The following is a 22,944-nucleotide window of genomic DNA, read 5'->3' as shown; positions in this document are numbered from 1 at the left end:
ATCATGGAAGGCGCACGGACTTCGGGCATGCTGGTCAAGCCGGTTCATCTGGTTCCATCTAGCGCGGGCCATGGCTCGCCGCTCGCGCGGCGCTTGCGTGAGGCATTGCGCGGCGACGTATATTTCGATGCGGCCAGTCGCGGCCGCTACGCGACGGACGCCTCGATCTACCAGATCATGCCCATCGGGGTGGTGGTGCCGCGCGATCAGGACGACCTACGCGCGGCGCTGGAGATTGCCCGCGTCGAGCGCGCGCCGGTGCTCGCGCGTGGCGCGGGCACGAGCCAGTGCGGCCAGACGGTGGGCGAAGCGCTGGTGATCGACACGTCGAAGTGGCTCAACAACATCGTTGATTTCGACGCAGGCGCGCGTACCGTGACGGTCGAGCCCGGCGTCGTGCTCGATCATCTGAACGCGTGGCTCAAGCCGCACGGGCTGTGGTTTCCCGTGGATGTGTCGACGGCCGCGCAATGCACGATCGGCGGCATGGCGGGCAACAATTCCTGCGGCTCGCGCTCGATCGAATACGGCAACATGGTGCACAACGTGCTCGGCATCGACGCGATACTCGCGGACGGCGGCGAGGCGCGCTTCCAGTCGCTGAACAAGCCGCACGAGGGTGCACGGCTGGCGGCGCTGCTCGAAGGCGTGCAGCGCATCGCCACGCGCGAGCGCGGCGAGATTGCCGAGCGCATGCCGAAGGTGCTGCGCCGCGTGGCCGGCTACAACATCGACCTGTTCGACTGCCAGAACCCGCTTGCCTATACCGGCGACGGCGTGGCGAATCTCGCGCATCTGCTGGTGGGCTCGGAGGGCACGCTCGCGTTCAGCCGGCAGATCACGCTGAAGCTCGCGCCGCTGCCCGCGCATAAAACGCTGGGCGTGGTGAGCTTTCCGACGTTCCGGCAGGCGATGGACTCGGCGCAGCACATCGTCAAGCTAAAGCCCACGGCCGTCGAGCTGGTGGATCGCACGATGATCGAACTCGCGCTCGGCAATCCCGGCTTCAAGCCGGTGATCGAAAAGGCGCTCGTGGGCAGGCCCGACGCGATCCTGCTGGTGGAGTTCGCGGGCGATAACCGCGACGATCCGGTGCGCCGTCTTAATGGGCTCGTCGAACTGATGGGCGACCTCGGCCTGCCGGACTCGGTCGTGAAGATGACCGACGCGAACGAGCAAAAGGCCCTGTGGGAAGTGCGCAAGGCGGGCCTGAACATCATGATGAGCATGAAGGGCGACGGCAAGCCCGTGTCGTTCATCGAAGATTGCGCCGTGCCGCTCGAACATCTCGCGGAGTACACGAGCCGTCTGACCGAAATCTTCCACCGGCACGGCACCGAAGGCACGTGGTACGCGCATGCGAGCGTCGGCACGCTGCACGTGCGCCCGATTCTCGACATGCGCCGCGACGGCGCGGCGAAAATGCGCGCGATAGGCGAGCAGGCCGCGGAGCTCGTGCGCGAGTATAAAGGCGCGTTCTCGGGCGAGCACGGCGACGGCCTGTGCCGTGGAGAATGGATTGCCTGGCAGTACGGACCGAAGATCAACCAGGCGTTCGCCGAGATCAAGCAGCTGTTCGACCCCGAAAACCGCTTCAATCCCGACAAGATCGTGCGTCCGCCGAAGATGGACGACGCGAAGCTGTTCCGTTTCGCGCCGGGCTATCGCGAGCGCCAGATGCGGCCCGTGCTCGACTGGTCGGCGTGGGACGTGGGGCGCGACCCGCTGACCGGGGTGCAAACGCCGCCCGGCAGCGGCGACGATCTGACCGGCGGCCTCGCGAAAGCGGTCGAGATGTGCAACAACAACGGCCACTGCCGCAAGTTCGACGCGGGCACGATGTGCCCGAGCTACCGCGTGACGAAGGACGAACAGCACGTGACGCGCGGGCGCGCCAACACCTTGCGGCTGGCGATCAGCGGGCAACTGGGCGAGGAGGGCCTCGCGAGCGCGGAGGTGAAGGAAACGCTGGATCTGTGCGTCTCGTGCAAGGGCTGCAAACGCGACTGCCCGACCGGCGTGGACATGGCCAAGTTCAAGATCGAGGCGCGCGCGGCGTGGAGCGCGACGCACGGCGTGACGCTGCGCGACAGGATGATCGCGTTCCTGCCGCACTATGCGCATCGCGCCGCGCAGGCTGGCGGACTCGCGGCGGCGCTCGAACGCATTCCGCTCGCTTCGGCGTGGGCGAAGCGCGCTATCGGCTTCGCGCCGCAACGTGCGCTGCCGCAGTTCCGCCGCTCGTTCCTGTCCAGCGTGGCGAAGGAGCCGGGCGCGAAGCCGGGCGCCGCCGCGATGCAGAAAGAAGTGGTGTTGTTCGTCGACACCTTCAACGACAACTTCGAACCCGAAAACGCCCGCGCTGCGCAGCACGTGCTCGAAGCCGCCGGCTATCTCGTGCACCTGAACGTGCGCGGCGACGAGCGCCCGCTGTGCTGCGGCCGCACGTTCCTCGCCGCGGGCCTGGTCGATCAGGCGAAGCGCGAGGCGCGGCGGCTGCTCGATACGCTCACGCCGTTCGTGGCGCGCGGCGTGTCGATCGTCGGGTTAGAGCCTTCGTGCCTGCTTTCGATGCGCGACGAGTTTCTGCAATACGGCTACGGCGACGAGGCGCGCGAACTCTCGAACGCGGCATTCCTGTTCGAAGAGTTCCTCGTGCGCGAGCAGCGCGCGGGCCGGCTCGATCTGCCGCTGCACAAGCTCAGCGCGCCGCGCGCGTGGGTGCACGGCCATTGCCACCAGAAGGCGTTCGATGCCTTCCGGCCGGTGCTCACGGTGCTCGGCTGGATTCCGGGGCTCGACGTGCAGCCGATCGAATCGTCGTGCTGCGGCATGGCGGGCAGCTTCGGCTACGAGGCCGAGCACTACGAAGCCTCGCAGGCGATGGCAGAACTGTCGCTGTTGCCGGCGGTGCGCAAAGCGGATCGCGCGGATCTCATCGTGGCGGACGGCACGAGCTGCCGCCACCAGATTCACGACGGCGCGAACGCCACGGCGCTCCACGTGGCGCGCGTGCTGGAGATGGCGCTCGCGTGACGCCGCCGGGCTATCGCGCGCACACGGCGTCCACGGCGTGCAGCATCTTGCCGAAGAACGCATCGGCGAACTGCGAATCGAGCCAGCGCACGATCATCGCGATCCTGCGCTCGGGCTCGATCCACATGAACGAGCTGCCCGCGCCCACGCCGAAATAGCTCGACTCCGGCACGCTCGGAAACACGCGCCGCTGCGTGTTGAGCCAGACCAGCGCGCCATAGAACGGCGCGATCGGGCAGGGCGTGCGCATGCGCGCGATCCATTCGCTGGAGAGCACGCGGCGGCCCTGGGCTACGCCGTCGTCAAGCAGCATTTGCGCGACCTTCAACTGATCGTTCGCGCTCACCGACATGCCGCCGCCCCAGTGCGAGCCGCCGGGCACCGACTGCACACGGCGGCCGCCCATGTCGATCCACGACGCGTCGTAACCGACCCATTGCCAGTTTTCGCTTGCGCCAACGGGCCGCATGATCGCTTCGCGAAACACTTCGGGCAACGAGCGGCCGAACAGATGCAGGAGCGCGAGCGAAAGCTGGTTGATGCGCACGTCGTTGTATTCCCAGTACGTGCCGGGCGTGCGCAACGGGCGCAAGTCGCCTTTCTTGCCCTCGGGCGGTTCGCCGAACGTGACGGCGCGGTAGTGGTCCGCCTGGTCGGAGAGGCCGAAGCACGCGCCTTGCCATTCGCTCGTCTGTTGCAGCAGTTGCGTCCACGTGATGGGCGCGTTGTGCTCGCTCTCGAAGCCGATGCCGGGCACGCGCGCACGCACGGGCTCGTCGGGGTCGGGCAGGAGGCCGCGGTCGTGCGCGACGCCCGCGAGCAGCGCGAGATACGTCTTCGCGATGCTGAAGGTCAGATCGGGGCGATCGGGCTCGCCCCAGCGCGCGAGCATGCGGCCGTCCACGGCAATCGCGCCCGACACGGGCCCGCGATCGTGGATGGGTCCGAGCAGCCGGTTCCACGGCGGCGGGTCGTTCACGTGCACGCCGAACTTGCCGCTGGCGTTGCGGTCCCAGGCCGATTCGTGATCGACGGAAAACTGGATGGCGTCCTGCACTTCCTGCGGCAAATCGTGTTGCATGGGTACGGGTTTCCTTGCGTGTGCTTCGATATCGAGGGCTTCAGCGCGCGCCGAGCCGTGCGCGGGCCCAGACCAGCGTGACAAGGCTCAGCACCGCCGCGAACATCAGCCAGAGGCCCGGCGCGAGATTGTTGCCCGTGGCGGCGATGAGCGAGGCGACGGCAAGCGGCGTGAAGCCGCCGAACAGCGTGGTGCCGATGTTATAGGCGAGCGCCATGCCCGTGGTGCGCGTGCGGGTTGGGAAGAATCCTGCCATCAACGCCGGAATCGGCGCGAAATAGGTGACCTTGAGCACCGCGACCCACATCACGGCGACGAGCAGCGTGAGCAGCGACGGATGCGCGTTCACGAACATGAACGCGGGGTAGACGGTCAGGAAGAACAGCACGCCCGCCACGAACATGATGCGCGTGCGCCCCACCTTGTCCGACCAGTGGCCGACGATCGGCGTGAGCACGAAGGCGATCAGGCCCGCCATGAGCGTGGCGATAAAGCCCGACGAAGGCGCGAGGCCGAGCTGGCGCGCCGCATAGGTCGGCATATAGAGGAGCACGTATTGTGCGGAGGTGGTCAGCACCAGCGCGCCGATGGAAGCCAGCACGCGCGCTTTTTGCGTGGCGAGCAGCTCGCGCACGGGCGACTCGGCCTTTTCGCTGCGCTCGAATTCGGGCGTTTCGTCGATGCGCCGGCGGATATAAAGGCCCACCGGGCCGATCAGCATGCCGAACAGGAACGGCACGCGCCAGCCCCAGCTTTCCAGTTGCGGCGTCGTGAGCGCGCCCATGAGCACCGCGCCGAACAGGGAGGCGAGCAGCGTGCTCGCGCCCTGGCTCGAGAACTGCCAGCTCGACATGAAGCCGCTGCGTTGCGGCGCGTGCTCGATCAGGAAGGCCGTGGAACTGCCGAACTCGCCGCCCGCCGAAAAGCCTTGCAGCAGACGCGACGCGAAAATGCCGATAGGCGCGAGGATGCCGATCGTCGCATAGGTGGGCATCAGCGCGACCATGGCGGTGCCGATCGTCATCATCGTGATGGAGAGCGTGAGCGAGGCCTTGCGGCCCTTGCGGTCGCTGTACGAGCCGAGCACGAGCGCGCCGACCGGCCGCGCGAGGTACGAGAGCGCGAACGTGCCGAGCGTGAGCAGCAGCGACATCGTGGCGTTGTGGACGGGGAAAAAGAGCTTCGAAAGCGTGGACGCGAAATAGCCGTACGCGATCAGGTCGTAGAACTCGAGCGCGTTGCCGATGGAAGTGGCGATGATCAGCCGCGAGACGCTCTTGCCCGATGCGGCGTGCGTGGCGTGTGCGGCGTGTTTTGCGTGTTCTGCATGTTCGGCTACGGAATCGATGCTCATTGCCACGTCCTCATGCAAGCGTTGTAGAAACCTGCGGTGCGGGGTTGGAGGCGCCGGTTGCGCCGAGGTCCCAGAAGAGACCGGCCATGATGCGCAGCCCGTCGCGCACGACCGGGCCGAGCAGGTGCTCGTTCGGCGCGTGCTGCGAGCAGCCGGGGTATGAATGCGGCACCCAGAGCGTGGGCATGCCGAGCACGTCGGCGAACACGTCGTTGGGCAGCGTGCCGCCCAGGTTCGGCAGCAGCACGGGTTCTTCTCCCGTGGTTTCGCGCAGCGAGCGCAGCGCCCACTGCACCCAGGCGTTGTCGGGATCGACGCGCGTGGCGGGCGCGCCGCGCTCCACGTCCAGCTCGACCATGCCGAAGCCGTGCGCATCGAGGTGATCGCGCACGATGCGCTCCAGGTTGCGCCAGTCCGTGCCCACCACGAAGCGGATCTGCATGTACGCGATGGCGTGCGGCGGAATCGCGTTCACGGGCTTTTCCGGGTTGCCCGTGCGGAACGCGAGCACTTCGAGATTGTTCCAGCCGAACACGCGCTCAGTGGGCGTGAGGCCCGGCTCGCCGTAGTCGCGGTCGACTTCGGGTTCGCCCGCATTGCCGCCCACGGCGATATCGGCGAGCGCGCGGCGCACCGACTCGGGAATGGACGGCGGGCGCAGGCCTTCCACGAGAATCTTGCCGTTCGCATCGACCATCGTGGCGATCGCATTGGCGAGCACCACGCCCGGATTGCGCAGCAGCCCGCCCCAGTTGCCGGAGTGATGGCCGCCTTCGCGCAGCGTGAGTTCGAGCTTGAAATTGACGAGGCCGCGCGAGCCGAGAAAGATCGTTGGGCGGTGCGCGCTCAGGCGCGGGCCGTCGGAGGCGATCAGCACGTCGGCGGCGAGCTCGTCGCGCAGTTGCGTGCACAGTTCGTGCAGGCCCGGCGAGCCGACTTCCTCGCCCGTTTCGAACAGCAGCTTGAGATTGAAGCCGAGCTTGCCGTCGCGCGCGTCGAGCACGGCCTTGAGCGCGGCGAGATTGATGCTGTGCTGGCCCTTGTTGTCGGCGGTGCCGCGGCCGTACCAGCGCTCGCCGTCGATCGTCACGTCCCACGGCGTGAGGCCCGCGCGCCACTGGGCGTCGTAGCCGCGCACCACGTCGCCGTGGCCATAGCTCAGCACCGTGGGCAGCGCGTCGCCTTCATGGCGGTGCGCGATGAGGAACGGGCCCGCGCCCTGCGCGGGATTGTCCGCCACGCGGCAGACGAAGCCCCACTGGGTGAGCAGCGGCGTGAGTTCGTCGTCCAGATAGGCGCGCAGGCGGGCGGCGCTGTCCGGCTCCTGGCTCTCGGTGCGGTACGCCACGCGGCGGCGCAGGTCGTCGAGGAAGCGGCCCGAATCGTAGTGGCCGGCGGCGGTTTGAATGGCGATGTCGCGGGTCAATGCGCGTCTCCGATGACTGATACCCTGGGCTGATACCCGGTCCGAAACCCTGCAACGATCCTGCGGTCGCCGATATTTCTGCACAATTACAATATTTGCGACCTATCGTTGCCGAAACGGCAAAGCGCGCGCATCCCGCGCCCATCGACATGGACAACACCGCACTCCGTTATTTTCTGGAAGTGGCCCGCAGCGGCTCGCTGAGCAAGGCGTCCGAGCGGCTTTTCGTGGCCGTCTCGGCGCTCAGCCGCCAGATTGCCCGGCTCGAAGAGGAACTGGGCACGCCGCTATTCGAGCGGCGCCCGCGCGGCATGGTGCTGAGCGAGGCAGGGCGCCTGCTCGCGGAGCACGCGCGGCGCAGCCTGCTTGAAAGCGAGCGCGTGATCGGCGAGATTCGCGGGCTCAACGAAGGCGGGCGCGCGACCATACGCGTGGCGAGTTCCGAAGGTCTCGCGCCGCATTTTCTGCCACAGGTGTTCGCGCACTTTCTCAGGATGTATCCGCGAACGCATTTTCAGCTCGATGTGTCGGCGCCCGCCGTCGCCACGCAGCGCGTGAGGGAGGGCACGGCCGATATCGCGCTGTGCTTCAGCCTCGCGCCGGAGAAGGAGATTACCGTGCATTATTCGCAGCGCGCGCCGATTTTCGCGCTCATGCGCGGCGATCATCCGCTGGCGGCGCGCGAATCGGTGTCGCTGCGCGATCTGCTCGCGTGGCCGGTCGCGATGCACAACCAGGGCGTGACGATCCGGCAACTGTTCGATATTTCGTGCAGCCTGGAAGGGGTGGTCTTCGAACCGGTGCTCGTGAGCAACTATCATGTGGCGCTGCAAAGCTTCGTACGACTGACCGATGCCGTCACGCTCACGGGCTACCTCACCGTGCGCGGCCGTCTCGAGGCGGAGGGCCTCGCCGCCGTGCCGCTGGCGAATCCGGAACTGCATCAGCGCACGTTGCAGGTCCAGACCATGGCGGGCCGCACGCTGCCGCAAGCCGTGCAGGCGTTTCTGGACCTGCTCACGCGCGCGATCGACGACGAATCGCTCGTGGCCGGGTGATGGTGCTCGGGATGACGTTCAGGCGAGGGGGGCGGTGGTAGTCATGAGCCGCGCGGCGAGCCTGCGCATGCCGGCGAACACGGCGTCGGCGATATCTTCGGGAAAGCCGGCGGGGATCTGCTTCGAGACCGTTTCGATCACGCGAGGCGTGTGCTGCGCCACCTGCGCGAGCATCGCTTCGACCTGCGCGGCGGCGAATCCCACGCGGCGGCCTTGCTCGATCCAGTGCCGGGGGTAGATTTCCTCGATGCGATAGTGCCGGTTGCGCCCGCGCACGGCCATCGCGAGACTCGCGCGCTGCGGCGCGATATGGTTGCGGCCCCGCCCGATGATGGGGTGCGCGGAGAGCACGTCGTAGAGCGGCGTGGCGGCGTATTCGCTGCCCGGCAGGAGCGCGATGCTGTAGTTTTTCGCGTGGCCGTCCGTGGCCGCGAGCAGCCAGAAGAGGATTTGCGTGACGAAGAAGTTGCGGCGGTCGATCGCGGCCTGCGCGGAACCGTCGAGCACTTCCATGATCGCGTCGATGCCGGGGCCGCCGTCGGCTTCGTACTTGGCGAGGCCGGACGTGCCGGTCGCCTGGCACAGGTCCTCCTGCGGCAGGCGCACGATCCATTTGCCGTCGCGCGCCGGGCGCCGGTCGAAGCGCTCGACCACGAGCGCCTTCATGTCCTCGAAGTGCGCGATCTCGCATGGCGCCACGGGCAGGCCGTACGCCGCGATGATCTGCGTGCAGAGCCACTCGTTTTCCACCGAAGTGCGCATGTCGGCGCGCATGTTGCCGACCAGACCGAGCGGCAGCTTGAGGATATGCGTGGTGGGCGTGCTGCCCTCGGGAAGCAGCCACTGGCCGCGATGGCGCAGCAGCGCGGTTTTTTCCTGCGCCCCGGCAATCGACAGGCGCAGGCTGTCCACGGACTCGTGCTCGCCCGCGTGCGGGGTGGCGGTGGTGTCGCGCAGCAACTGGGCGATGTCGGGCTCGCCCAGCGCGCGGCCCTTGATGGTCCTCAGGCTGGCGGGCGTTTCCTCCGCCGGAAGAATTTGCAACGCCCCGACGCAGTCGCGGCCGAGCGCGGCGAGCAGTTCGAACGGCGAGGTGCCGCCTGTCTGGTAGCGCGCGGCGATGCGCCTGCGGATGCGGTCGCTGTCCGGCAGCAGATTGTCGAAATAGTCGGCCACGACGCGGCCGCGATACGGCTGGTTGCCGGGCGTGAAGGGCAGCGAGAGGGAGAGCGGGCGGCCTTGTTCGTCGTCGATCCAGCTATCGAGGTACACGAGCCGCTCGCTGCCGCGCGCGCTTTCCCAGTAGCCCACGGGCAGGCCGTTCATCCACAGGTCGAGGCGGTTCGGAAGGCGGGGGCGTGTGCTCACCAGTCTTCCCTCGACTTGCTGCGGGCGGTGGTTTTGCGCGGCGGCCTGGCGGTTTGTGTAGCGGACGATGAAGCGGCAGGTGTAGCGCGGCGACGCGGTTTTGCGGCCGCTGGCGCCGCCGCGCTGGATATTTTGGCGGCGACGACGGGCGCTGCCTGCGCTTGCGGCGCGGCGAATTTCATTTCGACATCGACGAGCCGCAGAACGCGAAACAGCCGCTCGACGCTGGCGGACTCGGGGTTGGCCTCGAATGCGGCGTAGCTTTGCTGCGAGATGCCGAGCCGCCGGGCCAAGGCCTCCTGGGTGAGGCCCGCTTTCTTCCGGAAGCCGACGAGGATCGGGCGCAACTGGCTCAGTGTCTTGACAGGGTAGTCCACGGGATTTCCGGGCGGCGGCCCGCATGGCGCAAGTGAATACAGTCTATACGTTGTAAAGTGAAAATACAAACCACAGGCTGTAATCGGAGAATACAGGCTTTGGTTTGTATGAGGATGCTGGACGGGATGACAGGGTGGGGTCCACATACGCAACTAACAGCCTGTCGCGGCATGCGCACCCCACAGCCGCTTCGCGGCCAGAGCGCCTTGCCGGGCAGGCCGGCAACACCGCGAACCCGCGAGCCGAAGGGCAAAAACGCACGCGGGGAATGAAGCCTTTCGGCCTCATTCCCCGCGTGCGAACGACAAACGGTGCGGCAGTATCAGCGATTCACGATGCGCGCCGGCACGAGGAACGTGAGCAGCGCGCCGAGCATGAGCGCCCCTGCCATCGTATAGAGGCCGGTATTGGTGCTATGCGTGAGATCCTTCATGAAGCCGATGAAATACGGCCCCGCGAAGCCCGCGAGATTGCCCACGGAGTTGATGAGCGCAATGCCGGCCGCCGCGGCCGAGCCGCCGAGGAACGCGGTCGGCAGACTCCAGAACATCGGCAGCGTCGAGAGGGCGCCCGCCGCCGCGAGCGTGAGGCCCACCATCGCGAGCACCGGCTGGTCGCCGAACATGGCCGAGGCGATCAGGCCCACGCCGCCGAGCACCGAAACGAACGCCAGGTGCCAGCGGCGCTCGCGCCGCCGGTCGGCGCTGCGCGAGGCGAGGCCCATCGTCACGACGGCCGCCGCGTAGGGAATCGTGGTCAGCAGGCCGATCATGAGCGGGTCTTTCACGCCCGTGGAGGAGATCAGCGTGGGCAGCCAGAAGCCCACCGTATAGAACCCGCAGATCAGGCAGAAGTAGATCGCCGTAAGCAGCCACACGCGGCGGTTCGTGAACACTTCGCGCATCGAATGGTCCGCCTTGTGCGCGGAGTCGGCGGCGATCTGCGCTTCAAGCAGCGCGCGTTCTTCCCCGGTGAGCCACTTCGCCTTCTTGATGCCGTCCGTCAACACCACGAACGCGGCGATGCCAACGACGATCGAGGGCAGTCCTTCCACGAAGAAGAGCCACTGCCAGCCCGCGTAACCCATCGCGCCGCTCAACGCATGCAGCAGGTAGCCCGAAAGCGGCCCGCCGATGAGGCCCGAAACGGGCACGGCCATCGCGAACGCGGCGAACATCTTGCCGCGCCGGTGCGAGGGATACCAGTACGAGAGGTAGAGAATCACGCCGGGGTAGAAGCCCGCTTCGGCCAGACCCAGCAGGAAGCGCATCACGTAGAACTGAGTGGGCGTGGTCACGAAGGCCATGCCCGAGGAAATGATGCCCCAGGTGATCATGATGCGCGCCATCCACAGCCTCGCGCCCACGCGGTGCAGGATGATGTTGCTGGGAATTTCGACGAGGAAGTAGGCGATGAAGAAGATGCCGGCGCCCAGGCCGTAGACCGTGTCCGAGAAGTGCAGGTCGGACGACATTTGCAGCTTTGCGAAGCCCACGTTCACGCGATCCAGATACGCGACGAGGTAGCACAGCATCAGGAACGGCACGATGCGCCGCGTGACTTTGGCGTAGGTGCGCGCTTCGAATTCGCGCTTCTCGCCTGTTTCGATAATCCCGACCGACTCTTGCAGCACGGCTGTCTCCTTAAGTTCGCTTGCGCGAAAGGCCGGTGTGCCGCGGGCAGCGCATCCGGCATTCAGCGCAAAATTTGTATGATGAGCATATGTAATATCTTTTGCCGGTTGGATGTTAGGTTAAAAGGCGGTAAGGTGTCAACGCGTCACCGATCAACGCCGTTTTCGGGTCTTTCCTGAAGCTCAAACACATGAACAACCCCACATCCACGCCGTCGCGCACGGTCGCGTTCGAGGCCCCCAACATCACGAGCGCGGGCACGCTCGCCGACCGGGTCACCGCGGTGCTGCTCGAAAAGATCAAGAGCGGCGACTTCCCGCCGGGCGCGCGGCTGCCGACCGAACAGGTCATCTGCGAGCGCTTCGGCGTGAGCCGCACCGTGGTTCGCGAAGCGATCTCGCGCCTGAAGTCCGAAGGGCTCGTGGAGGTGCGGCAGGGCAGCGGCATGGTCGTGCGCGAGGCCAGCCGGGCGGCCACGTTCCGGCTGCCCGTCGAGGTCAACGATTCCGTGGAGGCGGTCCTGCGCGTGACGGAGTTGCGCCGCGGCATCGAGGCCGAAGCGGCGGCGCTCGCCGCCGAGCGGCGCACGCGCACGCAACTCGCCGAAATCAAGCGCGCGCTCGCCGCGATCGACACGGCCGCAAAGCAGCAGCGCGACGGCGTGGAGGAGGACCAGGCGTTCCACATGGCCATCTCGCACGCCACCGGTAATTCCCTGTATCCGCCCATGCTCGAATATCTCGGCCAGTTCGTGCGCGCGGCGATCCTCCTCACGCGCACCAACGAAGCGCGGCGCGGCGACTTTTCCGAGCAGGTGCGCGCCGAGCACAAGGCGATCTACGACGCGATCGCCGCGCAGGATCCGGTTGCGGCGCGCCAGGCCGTCATCACCCACATCGACAACGCGGGCGCGCGCATCCAGGTGGCCGGCCCGGCGTTCTGGGCGGGCGAGGGCACCACAGCCGCCCAGCCGTTGCTGGAGGAAGGCAAGCGCGCGGCGCGCAAACGCACCCCCCGCTGACGTTTCCGGCGCGGCGCGGCGGCAAGGGCTGCACGGCGGACTTGCGCGATTCGCTAAAAGGTAAGATCATCATACAACTTTTTAGCGGAAGCATCCGCCGCCATCCCGTAGAACGAAGGAGACGACGATGGAAATCGTGGTGACCGGCGCCGCCGGCTTTCTGGGCCAACGCCTGATTCGCACGCTGCTCGCACGCGGCGAATTGACGGGCGCCGATGGGCGCGCGCAGCGCATCGAGAAAATTCGCGCGTTCGACGTGGTCGCGCTTCAAGGCATCGACGACGCGCGCGTCGAGGTGCTCACAGGCGACATCAGCGACGCACAGCAGATCGAAGCGCTGATCGGTCCGCGCACCGCCAGCGTGTTCCACCTCGCGGCGATCGTTTCGGGCCAGGCCGAGCAGGAGTTCGACCTTGGCATGACCATCAACTTCGACGCCACGCGCACGCTGTTCGAGCGCATTCGCGCACTGGAAACACGCGCGCGCTTCGTGATGACGAGCTCAGTCGCCGTGTTCGGCGGCGATCTGCCGGCCACCGTCGAAGACACGCACGTCTGGTCGCCGAAAAGCTCGTATGGCACGCAAAAGGCGCTGTCCGACCTGCTGCTCGCCGACTACAGCCGCCGCGGCTATCTCGACGGGCGCAGCCTGCGCATGCCCACCGTCGTGGTGCGTCCCGGCAAGCCGAATCGCGCGGCGTCGAGCTTCGCGAGCGGCATCATCCGCGAGCCGGTCAACGGCGTGGAAGCGGTGTGCCCCGTCGCGCCCGAAACGCTGCTGTGGCTCATGTCGCCGGACCGCGCCGTGGAAAACCTCGTGCACGGCCATGAACTGCCTGCCGAACGTCTCGAGCAAGGGCGCGTCATCAACATGCCGGGGCTTTCGGTGACGGTGAGCGAGATGCTCGCCTCGCTGCGCCGCATTGCGGGCGACACCGTGGCCGACCGGGTGCGCTTCGAGCGCGACCCGGCCATCGAAAAGATCGTCAATTCGTGGCCCGGCAACTTCTCCGCGCCTTATGCGCGCTCGCTCGGCTTCGTGTTCGACGCGAACTTCGACGACGTCGTGCGCGCATTCATCGAGCGCGACGCTCTCGTACGCTGATACGCCACGACCCACGTCACGACGCGGCGGCGCGCGGCCAGCACTAGCCCGCTGGCGCGCGCCGCGCTCGCGCAACCGGACTCCCTCGCCATGTCTTCCTCTTCCGTCCTGCTCGGCTGCATTGCCGACGATTTCACGGGCGCGACCGATCTCGCGAACATGCTGGTGCGCGGCGGCATGCGCACCGTGCAAACCATCGGCGTGCCCGCCGCGCCGCTCGACACGCCCGCGCAAGCCGTGGTCGTCGCGCTGAAGTCGCGCACCGCGCCGCGCGACGAAGCCGTAGCCGAATCGCTCGCCGCGCTCGAATGGCTGCGCTCGCTCGGCTGCCGCCAGTTCTACTTCAAGTACTGCTCGACCTTCGACTCCACCGACGAAGGCAACATCGGCCCGGTCGCGGACGCGCTCATGCAGGCACTCGGCACGTCGTTCGCGGTGGCGTGCCCGGCGTTTCCGGAGAGCGGCCGCACGGTGTATCGCGGGCATCTGTTCGTGGGCGACGTGCCGCTCAACGAGTCGGGCATGCAGAACCACCCGCTCACGCCCATGACCGACGCGAATCTCGTGCGCACGCTCCAGCGGCAAACGCCGTCGAAGGTCGGCCTGTTGCGCTACGACGCGATCCAGCGCGGCGTGCCTGCGCTCGCCGAAGCGCGCGCGCAACTGGCCGCGCAGGGCGTGCGCCTGGCCATTGCCGACGCGATTTCGGACGCCGACCTGCACACGCTGGGCGAATCGTGCGCCGACGATCTGCTCGTCACGGGCGGCTCGGGTCTCGCCCAGGGCTTGCCCGCCAACTTCGCCCGCGCGGGCCTGCTCGACACGACCGGCGCGGCGCAGCAGCTTCCGACCGTGCAGGGCCTGGCCGCCGTGCTGGCAGGCAGTTGCTCGCGCGCGACGCAAGGTCAGGTCGCGCACTGGCGCGAGCATGGCCGCCCCGCGTTTCGCATCGAGCCGCTCGCGCTCGCCGCCAACGCCCAGGCCGTGGTCGATGCCGCGCTCGCCTTCGCGCGCGAGCGCGTGGCGAGCGAGCCGGTGCTGATCTACGCCACGAGCGCGCCCGACGAAGTGGCGCAGGCGCAGCAAACGCTCGGCACGGCCGCCTCCGGCGCGCTGGTCGAGGAGGCGCTGGCGAACGTGGCGCGCGGGCTCGAACACATGGGCGTGCGGCGCTTCGTCGTGGCGGGCGGGGAAACCTCGGGCTCGGTCGTGAACGCGCTCGGCGTGAGTTCGCTCGCGATCGGCCCGCAGATCGATCCCGGCGTGCCCTGGACGGTTTCGGACGGCGCGCGCCATGCGCTCGCGCTCAAGTCGGGCAACTTCGGCTCGGTCGACTTCTTCGAGAAGGCGCTGGCGCAGTGCGAGCGCATCATGGAGCCGGCGCAATGAGCGCGATCCTTCCGGCGGATCATGCCGCCGAGAATCGCGCGCGCGAAGAGATCGCGCGCATCGGCGCCGATCTTTACGCGCGCCGCTACACGGTCGGCTCGGCGGGCAACATCAGTGCGCGGCTGGCTGACGGCTGGCTCATCACGCCCACCGACGCGTGTCTCGGTCATCTCGATCCCGCCGCCATCGCCAAGGTGGACGCAAGCGGGCAGTGGGTGAGCGGCGACAAGCCGTCGAAAACCCTGGCGCTGCATCGCAACGTCTACGAAGTGAATCCTTCGATGAACGGCGTGGTGCACACGCATTCCACGCATCTCGTCGCGCTTACGCTCGCGGGCGTGTGGCAGCCCGACGACGTGTTGCCGCCCATCACGCCGTATTACGTGATGAAGGTGGGCCACGTGCCGCTCGTGCCGTATCGCCGCCCCGGCGACCCGGAAGTGGCCGCACGCATCCGAGCGCTGGCGAACGACGTGCGCGGCGTGCTGCTTGAACGCCTCGGGCCCGTGGTGTGGGGCGCAAGCGTCTCGCAGGCGGCCTGGGCGCTTGAGGAGCTTGAGGAAACCGCGCGCCTGTGGCTCATGACCACGCCCCGGCCCGCGCCGCTCACCGAGGCGCAGATCGACGAGCTGCGCACGACGTTCAACGCGAAGTGGTGAACGCGCGACCCGCGCGCCGACTTATATTCAGGAAACCTTACATGTTGCGTTTTTCCGCCAATCTCTCGACGCTGTTCCAGGAATTGCCGCTCGCCGAGCGTTTCGAAGCGGCCGCGCGCGCCGGCTTCGATGCCGTCGAACTGTGGTTCCCCTATGAAATTCCCGCCGCGCAAATGCGCGAACGGCTCGCGGCGCATGGGCTGCGCTGCGTGGGCATCAATTCCGCGGCGGGCGACGTGTCGCGCGGCGACTGGGGCCTGGCCGCCGACCCGGCGCGGCGCGCCGAATTCGACGCAAGCGTGGAGCAGGCCTTCGACTATGCGCAGGCAATCGGCTGCCCGAGCGTGCACGTGATGGCCGGGCAGATCGACGCCGGTGCGCCGCGCCAGAGCGCATGGGAACACTATGTGGAGTGCATGGGCGCGGCGGCGGACCGTGCGGCCGCGCGTGGTCTCACGGTGATGGTGGAGCCGCTCAATGCAATCGACCGCCCGCGCTATCTTCTCAATACGCAGGCGCAGGCGCTCGAACTGCTGGGCGCGCTGAACCGGCCGAACCTGAAGATCATGCTCGACCTCTACCATGTGCAACGCGGCGAAGGCAATCTGATCGAGCGCATGCGCGCGTCGCTGCCGCATGCGGCGCACGTGCAGATCGCCGACAATCCGGGCCGCCACGAGCCGGGCACGGGCGAAATCCGCTTCGAGAGCGTGTTCGCCGAGCTCGCGCGCAGCGGCTATAGCGGCTTGATTGGCTGCGAATATCTGCCTTCCGGCGCGAGCGTGGAGAGTTTTGGCTGGCTCGAACCGTTCAGGGCGGCGCAACCTGCCTGACGCTGGCAACGCGACTTCCATTGGCGAAGTCGCACTGCCAGCGCTTTATCAGGAGTGCGATCAGCGTTCGGCGCGCGGCATCGGCTCGCCGAGCACGAACGGTCCGCCCTGGAACTGCTGCGCCGGGTCGGCGAATCCGGCGTTCGGCGCGCTAGCCGCGAAACGGTCCGCGTAGGCCTGCGAGCTGTCGCGCGGCCGGTAGCCGAGAAAACGGGCCTTGGCGTTGTCCCACCAGCACGCCGGGTTGTCCGACACACCGTAGACGACCGCGTGCCCGGCGCGGTTCGTGAACAGCGAGCAGCGCACGAGTTCGATGAAGTCCCCATAGCTCAGGAACGTGACGAGCATGCGCGCGTTCTTCGGCTCCTCGAACGACGAGCCGATGCGCAGGCACACCGTTTCAATGCCGAAGCGGTCGAAGTAATAGCGCGAAAGCGACTCGCCGAAGCATTTCGTCACGCCGTACAGGCTGTCCGGGCGGTGCGGGGCGTCGGTGTCGAGCACGTTCGTGACGGGATGAAAGCCCGTGACGTGGTTGGAGCTCGCATACACGATGCGCTTCACGCCATGCTTGCGCGCGGCTTCGTAGAGGTTGTACGTTCCGCGAATATTCGCTTCGAGCAGGTCGTCGAACGGCGCGTCGATCGAGATGCCGCCCAGGTGCACGATCGCGTCGACGCCTTCCACCATCTCCATGACCGCCTCGCGATCCGCCAGGTCGACGCGGCGCGCTTCCTCGTGCGGCGCGGTCTCGCCCAGCTCGGTGATGTCGCTGATGCGCACGGTATCCGCCCAGTCGGCCAGCGCCCCGCGTAGCTGACGGCCCAGATTGCCGCCCGCGCCGGTGAGCAGCAGACGACCGAATGGCTTGCCTGAAAGTGAGTGTTGGGACATCCGGGCTTCCTGGTAATTATTGTGAAAAGTTTTGGAAAACGTTTTCCGAATATAGCCATCGGCCGTCACAGCGTCAATGGAGGAATACGTGCGGCGAGGGCAGTGGTTCACCTGGTGTCCGTTTCTGCGAAAATGCTCGCCGTCGCCCCCGCCAAACGTTGCCCCTATGAAAAGCAGTCCTCCGACGATTCGCGATGTCGCCGCCATGGCCGGCGTCTCGGTCGCCACGGTTTCGAAGTACGTGAATGGCACGCAGCGTTTTTCGCCCCCGGTCGAGGCGAAACTCAAGGACGCCATCGAATCGCTCGGCTACCGCTCCAATCCGCTCGCGCGTTCGATGATCACCGGGCGCACGCGCACCATCGGCATCGCCATTCTCGACATCACCAACCCGCACTTCACGAAGGTGGTGAAGGGCGCCAACCGCGTGGCGCTCCAGCACGACTACACGCTGCTGCTGGTGGACGCCGAAGAGAATCTCTCGCGCGAGCGCTCGCTCATCGAGGCGCTCGCGCCGCGCGTGGACGGGCTCATCGTCAGTTCGCGGGCGTCCGAGGAAATCGCGAAATGGACGCTCAAGCTCGACAAACCGGTCGTCATGCTCAGGACCGTGCGCGGGCTCGACATTCCCACCGTCGGCTTCGACAATCGCCTCGCCACCTATATGCTGGTGCGCCATCTGCTGAACCTCGGCCACCACAAGATCGCCTACCTCGGCTTCGACGCCGCCACCATCAACGACGAGCGCATTGCGGGCGCGCGCGAGGCGCTGGCCGAAGCGGGCCTCACGCTCGACGTGCATGAAACGCATGCGCCCACCGCGCAGGCGGGCGAGGAAGCCTGCTCGCGCGTGCTGCTGGGCCCGAACCGCCCGCAGGCCGTGATCTGCTACAACGACCTGATCGCGCTCGGCTTCATGAAGGAGGCCAAGTCGCTGGGCTTTCGCCTGCCGCAGGACGTGTCGGTGGCGGGCATCGACAACGTGCCTTATGGCGAATACGTGGAGCCGCGCCTGACCACCATCGACGGGCAGGGCGAAAGAATGGGCGAACTGGCCATGCAAAAGCTCATCGACGTGCTCGCCGGGCGCCCCGACGTCGAGCAGGTGGTGCTGGAGCCACGCCTCGTCGTGCGCGATTCGACCGTCGCCTGCCGCTGAATTCCTGATCCTCGTTTTCTCTCGCCTGCCGCCTGCGCAAGGACGGCAGGCGGCCTTTGCGCGCCCGCTCGCTTCGTTTCCTGCGTTCGCCGCGCGCCGCCGATTCGCGTAACTACCTACTAGCCATTTCGAAAGGATCCGATTAAATTTGAGAAAACGTTTTCCAAGGATGGTGTTGGCAGCGATGCCTGCGCCGCCCTCTGGAAAACCTGGCAAAGCGGGTAGCGGTCGCGCCGGCATGCGCCAGTCCAGCAGCAGCTCGATTACAGAAGCGGTATGCGAAGAACAAAAGGAGATCGAAGCATGTCGAGAAGCAAGCACCGTTTGCAGTCCGTCGTTGTCGGGGTGGCGATCACGGGCGCCGCGCCCGCCGCTTTCGCGCAGAGCAGCGTCACGCTGTACGGGATCGTCGATAGCGGGATCGGCTGGCAGTCGAGCCAGACGACGCTCGGTTCGACCTCCGGCGGCCGTTCGGCGGTCAAGATGATCAACGGCGTGTGGGCGGGCAGCCGCTTCGGCCTGAAAGGCGCCGAAGACCTGGGCGGCGGCACCAAGGCCATCTTCCAGCTCGAACAGGGCTTCAACAGTGCGACGGGCGCGCAGTCCACGAGCGGGCTCATGTTCAGCCGCCAGGCCTACGTGGGCGTGTCGAACGCCACCTACGGCACGTTGACGGCGGGCCGCCAGTACGCTTCGTACTACCAACTGCTTTCGCCGTATAGCCCGACCACGTGGCTCACCGGCTTCTACGGCGCGCATCCGGGCGACCTCGACGGGCTCGACACGATCTACCGCGCCAACAGCACGCTGCTGTACATGTCGCCGAAGATCTACGGCTTCACTTTCAGCGGCTCGTATTCGCTGGCCGGGGTACCCGGCAGTGTGACCCAGGGCTCCACCTGGGCCCTCGCCGGACAGTACGCCATGGGCCCGGTGGGTCTCGCCGTCGGCTTCTCGCGCATCAACAACTCGAACGTGAACGGCGGCGTGTTCGGCACCGACACCACCACGTCCAACGCGGGCGCGCAGGCGGGCATCTCGGCGGTGACCAACGGCTACCAGTCGGCGCGCGCGCAGCAGCGCTTCGCCGTGGGCGCGGGCTACACGTTCAACAACCAGTTCGACATTACCGCGACGTACACGAACGTGCAGTACATCGCAGGCGTGGGCTCGGGTTTCCGCGACACCGCGATCTTCAACACGGGCGGCCTCGTGCTGCACTGGAAGCCGACCACGTCGTGGGATTTCGCGACCGGCTACAGCTACACGCGCGCCACCAAGGCCAACGGCATCACGAGCAGCGCGCAGTACCAGCAGGTCAACCTCTCGGAGTACTACTCGCTCTCCAAGCGCACGGGCCTTTACGCGTTGCAGGCATTCCAGCGCGCAAACGGCCAGACGCTCGCACCGGCGGGCAACGGTACGCAGATCATCAACGCGACCGCGACGATCGGCGACGGCTTCCAGTCCACGCCGTCTTCGTCGCGCAGCATGGTGGCAGTGGGTGCCGGCATCATCCACCGCTTCTGACGCAGTGTGGCCCACGCTCAAACACGACACTTCAATATTGGGGACAAGCGATGAAAAGGACCATTCGCCATTCAGGCATGGCAAAAACCGCAATGACGGCGCTGGCCGCAGCGCTGGCGCTCACCGCGGGAGCCGCGCACGCGCGTGTGTTCCGCGTGGCCGACGTGCACAGCGACACCTTCCCGACCAACATGGCGCTCAAGCACATGGGCGAGGAAATCTCGAAGGCGACGGACGGCAAGGACTCCGTGAAGGTGTTCGGCAATAGCGCGCTCGGTTCGGAAAACGACACGATCGACCAGGTGCGCATTGGCGCGCTCGACATGGTGCGCGCCAATGGCGCGGCGTTCAACGAAATCGTGCCGGAATCGATGATTCCCTCGCTGCCGTTCCTGTTTCGCGACATCGACCATTTCCGCAAGGTGATGTACGGCCCGGAAGGCCAGAAGATTCTCGACGCGTTCAAGGCCAAGGGCATGATCGCGCTCACGTTCTACGAGAGCGGCGCGCGCTCGATCTACGCGAAGCATCCGATCAAGTCGCCGGCCGACATGAAGGGCCTGAAGGTGCGCGTGCAACCTTCTGACCTGATGGTCGACGAGATCAAGGCGATGGGCGGCACACCCACGCCCATGCCGTTCGCCGAAGTCTATACGGGCCTGAAGACGGGTCTCGTCGACGCGGCTGAAAACAACCTGCCGTCGTACGAGGAAACCAAGCACTACGAAGTGGCGCAGGTGTTCTCCGAAACGGATCACGCCATGACGCCCGAAGTGCTGGTGTTCTCGAAGAAGGTGTGGGACACGCTCTCGCCGCAGGAACAGGAAGTCATCAAGAAGGCGGCGGCCGACTCGGTGCCGTACTACGTGAAGCTCTGGACGGCGCGCGAGGACACGGCGGGCAAGACGGTGCAAAAGGGCGGGGCAACGATCATTCCGGCGGCCCAGGTCGATCGCGCGGCCTTCGTGAAGGCCATGCAGCCGGTCTGGACGAAGTATGAGCGCACGCCGCAGATGAAGCAGATCGTCGACGAAATCCAGGCGATCCATTAACGCTTCGCGACTTCGCGGCTCCGCGCCCGCAGCGGGCGTGGAGCCGCGCAACACATGGCATGCGCGCGCGGCCGCGAAATGTGTCCCACGCAAGGATGGAACATGACCTTCCTGAAACTCCCCAACGATCTTCTCTTTCGCCTGCTGACGATCGTCGCCTCGATCGCGCTGGCCTCGCTCACGATCCTCGTGTTCTACGGCGTGATCATGCGCTACGTGTTCGCGAGCGCGCCCGATTTCGTCGAGCCGATCGCGTTGCTGCTGGTGATCGTGATCGCCATGTTCGGTGCGGCGCTCAAGGTGCGCGAGCGCGGCCATATCGGCCTCGATTCGCTCGTGAAGAATCTTTCTCCCAGGGGCAAGCGGATCGCTGAGGCGTTTCAGCACCTCTGCCTGATCGCGCTCGGCGCCGCGATTTTCTTCGGCTGCATGCAAATGGCGGAAACGACGATGGACGACCGCATCGCGATTCTCGGCGTGCCGGAAGCGCTGCGCTATGCCATTCCGTTGGTGGCGAGCCTGTGCATCATGCTCTTTTCGCTCGAGCATCTGCTCGCGCTGTTCGTACGCAAGGCAAAGTAGGGCAAACATGGAACTTGCAATTCTTTCCCTCAGTTTTCTGGTGCTCCTGGCCGTCGGGGTGCCGGTGTCGTTCTCCCTGGGCCTCGCCTGCGTCCTCACGTATCTTTACGAAGGACTCCCGGCGGCGACCGCCATGCAGTCGATGATCTCGGGCATGAACGCGTTTTCGTTTCTCGCGGTGCCGTTCTTCATCTTCTCGGGCGAGCTGATGCTGCACGGCGGGATTGCCGACCGCATCCTGCGCTTTGCCCAGGCGGCGGTGGGGCATTTTCGCGGCGGCCTCGGCATGGCCAACGTGGTGGCCTGCACGCTGTTCGGCGGCGTTTCGGGTTCGCCTTCGGCCGACACCTCGGCCATGGGCGGCGTGGTCATTCCGCTCATGAAGCGCGAGGGCTACAGCGCGGCCTATGCGGTGAACGTGACGACCCACTCGTCGCTCGCGGGCGCACTGATGCCCACGTCGACGAACATGATCATCTACGCGTTCGCCGCGCAGGGGATCACGGGCACGCTCAACGGCCAGCAGATGAGCGGCGTTTCGATAGGAGACCTGCTTTTCTCGGGTCTGTTGCCGGTGCTGTGGGTCATGGGCTTCGTGCTGATCGCCGCGTACTGGCAGGCACGCCGCTTCGGCTACCCGCGCAGCGCCGACGGCACCACCAGAGTGCAGGCGTTCCCCGGCTGGTTCGCCGTATTGCGGGCCTTTCTCGGCGCGCTGCCGGGGCTGCTGGTGATCGCGATTATTCTCTTTTGCGTGGCGCGCGGCATTGCGACCGCCACGGAAGCGGCGGCCATTGCGGTGATCTACTCGCTCGCGCTGACCGTGCTCGTGTATCGCACGATGACGAAGGAGAAGCTGTTCTACGCGCTCTCGCGTGCGGCCAAGACCACGGGTGTGGTGCTGCTGCTGATCGCGGTGTCGAACATGCTGCGCTACCAGATGGCTTACCTGGAGATTCCGGAGGCGATCTCGCGCGTGCTCGAACATGCCACCACGGTGCCCTGGCTGATGCTTCTGTACATCAACATCATCCAGGTGTTTCTGGGCACGTTCATCGACATGGCGGCGCACATTCTCATCACGACGCCGCTGTTCCTGCCGCTCGCCATGCATAGCGGCGTGGGCCCGGTGCAGTTCGGCATCATGATCCTGCTGAACTGCGCGCTGGGGCTCGTCCATCCACCCATCGGCTCGGTGCAGTTTATCGGCTGCGCGATCGGCGACGTGTCGATCGGCGATACGACCAAGGTGGCGTGGCCGTACTATCTGGCGATTTTCAGCGCGATCAATCTCGTCACCTACGTGCCGCTTTTTTCGACCTGGCTGCCGAGCCTGATCAACGGGCATCCGGTTTTCTGATGCCTATGCCGTAAGGTGCGCAAAG

At 66.5% G+C, this 22,944-nt stretch carries 19 protein-coding genes; 12 read left to right on the top strand and 7 right to left on the bottom strand.

Translation table 11 applies throughout. The features are described from left to right. Window positions 1-3 precede the first annotated feature (3 nt). A complete protein-coding gene (locus C7401_RS26810; protein ID WP_112174455.1) occupies window positions 4-3,036 on the top strand; it encodes an FAD-binding and (Fe-S)-binding domain-containing protein in 3,033 nt (1,010 codons plus the stop codon). 10 nt (window positions 3,037-3,046) lie between these two features. On the opposite strand, the gene C7401_RS26805 is transcribed toward C7401_RS26810, so the two are convergent. Genes C7401_RS26805 through C7401_RS26795 form a run of 3 tightly spaced genes read right to left on the bottom strand, consistent with a single transcriptional unit; the run spans window position 3,047 to window position 6,897 of the window. Then, the gene (locus tag C7401_RS26805; RefSeq protein WP_112174454.1) at window positions 3,047-4,117 is read right to left on the bottom strand and encodes a serine hydrolase domain-containing protein; all 1,071 of its coding nucleotides are present in this window, start codon (window positions 4,115-4,117) and stop codon (window positions 3,047-3,049) included. Between the two features lie 40 nt (window positions 4,118-4,157). Then, a complete protein-coding gene (locus C7401_RS26800; RefSeq protein ID WP_112174453.1) occupies window positions 4,158-5,471 on the bottom strand; it encodes an MFS transporter in 1,314 nt (437 codons plus the stop codon). A 10-nt stretch (window positions 5,472-5,481) separates the two neighbouring features. Next, window positions 5,482-6,897: a M20 family metallopeptidase gene (locus C7401_RS26795; protein WP_112174452.1), complete on the bottom strand. Its 1,416-nt coding sequence runs from the start codon at window positions 6,895-6,897 to the stop codon at window positions 5,482-5,484. 149 nt (window positions 6,898-7,046) lie between these two features. Between C7401_RS26795 and C7401_RS26790 the strand changes: the two genes are divergently transcribed. Continuing rightward, window positions 7,047-7,955: a LysR family transcriptional regulator gene (locus tag C7401_RS26790; RefSeq protein ID WP_112174535.1), complete on the top strand. Its 909-nt coding sequence runs from the start codon at window positions 7,047-7,049 to the stop codon at window positions 7,953-7,955. 18 nt (window positions 7,956-7,973) lie between these two features. Here C7401_RS26790 and C7401_RS26785 read toward each other — a convergent pair whose 3' ends face one another. The 3 genes from C7401_RS26785 to C7401_RS26775 form a co-directional block, all read right to left on the bottom strand. Beyond that, the gene (locus C7401_RS26785; RefSeq protein ID WP_372460508.1) at window positions 7,974-9,323 is read right to left on the bottom strand and encodes a type II toxin-antitoxin system HipA family toxin; all 1,350 of its coding nucleotides are present in this window, start codon (window positions 9,321-9,323) and stop codon (window positions 7,974-7,976) included. Then, window positions 9,320-9,700 carry a helix-turn-helix transcriptional regulator gene (locus tag C7401_RS26780; RefSeq protein WP_258397250.1) on the bottom strand — a complete coding sequence of 127 codons (381 nt, stop codon included), beginning with the start codon at window positions 9,698-9,700 and terminating at the stop codon, window positions 9,320-9,322. The genes C7401_RS26785 and C7401_RS26780 overlap by 4 nt, the downstream gene beginning before the upstream one ends. Window positions 9,701-10,023: 323 nt before the next feature. Continuing rightward, complete coding sequence (locus C7401_RS26775) at window positions 10,024-11,334, bottom strand: MFS transporter (protein ID WP_224044402.1); 1,311 nt, start codon at window positions 11,332-11,334, stop codon at window positions 10,024-10,026. Window positions 11,335-11,525: 191 nt separating this feature from the next. Between C7401_RS26775 and C7401_RS26770 the strand changes: the two genes are divergently transcribed. The 5 genes from C7401_RS26770 (at window position 11,526) to C7401_RS26750 (ending at window position 16,342) form a co-directional block, all read left to right on the top strand. Next, window positions 11,526-12,356: a FadR/GntR family transcriptional regulator gene (locus C7401_RS26770; RefSeq protein WP_112174449.1), complete on the top strand. Its 831-nt coding sequence runs from the start codon at window positions 11,526-11,528 to the stop codon at window positions 12,354-12,356. Window positions 12,357-12,483: 127 nt separating this feature from the next. After that, complete coding sequence (gene denD, locus C7401_RS26765) at window positions 12,484-13,461, top strand: D-erythronate dehydrogenase (RefSeq protein ID WP_112174448.1); 978 nt, start codon at window positions 12,484-12,486, stop codon at window positions 13,459-13,461. Window positions 13,462-13,551: 90 nt separating this feature from the next. Continuing rightward, the gene (gene otnK / locus C7401_RS26760) at window positions 13,552-14,850 is read left to right on the top strand and encodes a 3-oxo-tetronate kinase (protein WP_112174447.1); all 1,299 of its coding nucleotides are present in this window, start codon (window positions 13,552-13,554) and stop codon (window positions 14,848-14,850) included. Further along, the gene (gene otnC, locus C7401_RS26755; protein ID WP_112174446.1) at window positions 14,847-15,509 is read left to right on the top strand and encodes a 3-oxo-tetronate 4-phosphate decarboxylase; all 663 of its coding nucleotides are present in this window, start codon (window positions 14,847-14,849) and stop codon (window positions 15,507-15,509) included. The genes otnK and otnC overlap by 4 nt, the downstream gene beginning before the upstream one ends. A gap of 41 nt (window positions 15,510-15,550) precedes the next feature. After that, the gene (locus C7401_RS26750) at window positions 15,551-16,342 is read left to right on the top strand and encodes a hydroxypyruvate isomerase family protein (protein ID WP_112174445.1); all 792 of its coding nucleotides are present in this window, start codon (window positions 15,551-15,553) and stop codon (window positions 16,340-16,342) included. A 60-nt stretch (window positions 16,343-16,402) separates the two neighbouring features. Here C7401_RS26750 and C7401_RS26745 read toward each other — a convergent pair whose 3' ends face one another. Next, on the bottom strand, window positions 16,403-17,236 hold the full coding sequence (locus tag C7401_RS26745; RefSeq protein ID WP_112174444.1) for an NAD-dependent epimerase/dehydratase family protein: 834 nt from the start codon (window positions 17,234-17,236) through the stop codon (window positions 16,403-16,405). A gap of 166 nt (window positions 17,237-17,402) precedes the next feature. Here C7401_RS26745 and C7401_RS26740 point away from each other — a divergent pair, with 166 nt between their 5' ends. The 5 genes from C7401_RS26740 to C7401_RS26720 all read left to right on the top strand — a co-directional run bounded on the left by C7401_RS26740 (window position 17,403) and on the right by C7401_RS26720 (window position 22,919). Next, complete coding sequence (locus C7401_RS26740; RefSeq protein WP_112174443.1) at window positions 17,403-18,395, top strand: LacI family DNA-binding transcriptional regulator; 993 nt, start codon at window positions 17,403-17,405, stop codon at window positions 18,393-18,395. Between the two features lie 303 nt (window positions 18,396-18,698). Beyond that, the gene (locus C7401_RS26735; RefSeq protein WP_112174442.1) at window positions 18,699-19,925 is read left to right on the top strand and encodes a porin; all 1,227 of its coding nucleotides are present in this window, start codon (window positions 18,699-18,701) and stop codon (window positions 19,923-19,925) included. A 77-nt stretch (window positions 19,926-20,002) separates the two neighbouring features. Beyond that, window positions 20,003-20,977 carry a TRAP transporter substrate-binding protein gene (locus tag C7401_RS26730; RefSeq protein WP_224044391.1) on the top strand — a complete coding sequence of 325 codons (975 nt, stop codon included), beginning with the start codon at window positions 20,003-20,005 and terminating at the stop codon, window positions 20,975-20,977. 102 nt (window positions 20,978-21,079) lie between these two features. Further along, window positions 21,080-21,559 (top strand): TRAP transporter small permease, encoded by a 480-nt coding sequence (locus C7401_RS26725; RefSeq protein WP_112174440.1) that lies wholly within the window; start codon window positions 21,080-21,082, stop codon window positions 21,557-21,559. A gap of 7 nt (window positions 21,560-21,566) precedes the next feature. Further along, window positions 21,567-22,919 carry a TRAP transporter large permease gene (locus C7401_RS26720; RefSeq protein WP_112174439.1) on the top strand — a complete coding sequence of 451 codons (1,353 nt, stop codon included), beginning with the start codon at window positions 21,567-21,569 and terminating at the stop codon, window positions 22,917-22,919. Window positions 22,920-22,944 lie beyond the last annotated feature (25 nt).

It is taken from the genome of Paraburkholderia unamae (assembly GCF_003268775.1).
GTDB lineage: Bacteria > Pseudomonadota > Gammaproteobacteria > Burkholderiales > Burkholderiaceae > Paraburkholderia > Paraburkholderia unamae.
The sequence above is the reverse complement of the archived record's forward strand: the minus strand, read 5'-3'. Positions and strand labels throughout refer to the sequence as shown.

What these genes read in the sequence shown, in the direction of transcription:
- C7401_RS26730 (WP_224044391.1), top strand. Translation starts at nt 20,003, where the DNA reads ATGGCAAAAACCGCAATGACGGCGCTGGCCGCAGCGCTGGCGCTCACC.
- denD (WP_112174448.1), top strand. Translation starts at nt 12,484, where the DNA reads ATGGAAATCGTGGTGACCGGCGCCGCCGGCTTTCTGGGCCAACGCCTG.
- C7401_RS26810 (WP_112174455.1), top strand. Translation starts at nt 4, where the DNA reads ATGGAAGGCGCACGGACTTCGGGCATGCTGGTCAAGCCGGTTCATCTG.
- C7401_RS26805 (WP_112174454.1), bottom strand. Translation starts at nt 4,117, where the DNA reads ATGCAACACGATTTGCCGCAGGAAGTGCAGGACGCCATCCAGTTTTCC.
- C7401_RS26745 (WP_112174444.1), bottom strand. Translation starts at nt 17,236, where the DNA reads ATGTCCCAACACTCACTTTCAGGCAAGCCATTCGGTCGTCTGCTGCTC.
- C7401_RS26725 (WP_112174440.1), top strand. Translation starts at nt 21,080, where the DNA reads ATGACCTTCCTGAAACTCCCCAACGATCTTCTCTTTCGCCTGCTGACG.
- otnC (WP_112174446.1), top strand. Translation starts at nt 14,847, where the DNA reads ATGAGCGCGATCCTTCCGGCGGATCATGCCGCCGAGAATCGCGCGCGC.
- C7401_RS26740 (WP_112174443.1), top strand. Translation starts at nt 17,403, where the DNA reads ATGAAAAGCAGTCCTCCGACGATTCGCGATGTCGCCGCCATGGCCGGC.
- C7401_RS26720 (WP_112174439.1), top strand. Translation starts at nt 21,567, where the DNA reads ATGGAACTTGCAATTCTTTCCCTCAGTTTTCTGGTGCTCCTGGCCGTC.
- C7401_RS26800 (WP_112174453.1), bottom strand. Translation starts at nt 5,471, where the DNA reads ATGAGCATCGATTCCGTAGCCGAACATGCAGAACACGCAAAACACGCC.
- C7401_RS26735 (WP_112174442.1), top strand. Translation starts at nt 18,699, where the DNA reads ATGTCGAGAAGCAAGCACCGTTTGCAGTCCGTCGTTGTCGGGGTGGCG.
- C7401_RS26750 (WP_112174445.1), top strand. Translation starts at nt 15,551, where the DNA reads ATGTTGCGTTTTTCCGCCAATCTCTCGACGCTGTTCCAGGAATTGCCG.
- otnK (WP_112174447.1), top strand. Translation starts at nt 13,552, where the DNA reads ATGTCTTCCTCTTCCGTCCTGCTCGGCTGCATTGCCGACGATTTCACG.
- C7401_RS26770 (WP_112174449.1), top strand. Translation starts at nt 11,526, where the DNA reads ATGAACAACCCCACATCCACGCCGTCGCGCACGGTCGCGTTCGAGGCC.
- C7401_RS26790 (WP_112174535.1), top strand. Translation starts at nt 7,047, where the DNA reads ATGGACAACACCGCACTCCGTTATTTTCTGGAAGTGGCCCGCAGCGGC.